Annotated in this window: 1 pseudogene; it reads right to left on the bottom strand. The window is 43.1% G+C overall.

The features are described from left to right. A pseudogene (locus tag FLQ44_RS11475) lies at positions 1-360 on the bottom strand (hypothetical protein); the annotation flags it as partial.

Below are 360 nucleotides of genomic sequence, written 5' to 3'. Positions count from 1 at the left end.
ACAGGTACGTACCGCACTATTGGCATCAAAACAACCTGCGGTATTTGGAAGGATGGTATATTTCTCAGCTGGAATCAATTTACTGACAAATGGCAGTCCAATTGGGTTCATCACAGCAATTTGACGATCAGGGTTCAGTGATAAACCGCCCCATTCAAATACACCTAAATTACCTGGGAAAACGAGCGTGCCATTTTCTGAAGGTGGTGTATAAATGCCATCATAATTTAAACGATGGAATGAGACACGACAGATTAACTGGTCAAACATGGTTGCGCCCCACATTTGTTTATCTGTCAATTTATCTTTAGGCGCTAAGTTGATGTGGGAGTGGAATTCGACTTCCGCGAGTGGGGCAAA

This window comes from Vogesella mureinivorans (genome assembly GCF_007644035.1).
Lineage (GTDB): Bacteria > Pseudomonadota > Gammaproteobacteria > Burkholderiales > Chromobacteriaceae > Vogesella > Vogesella mureinivorans.
The sequence above is the reverse complement of the archived record's forward strand: the minus strand, read 5'-3'. Positions and strand labels throughout refer to the sequence as shown.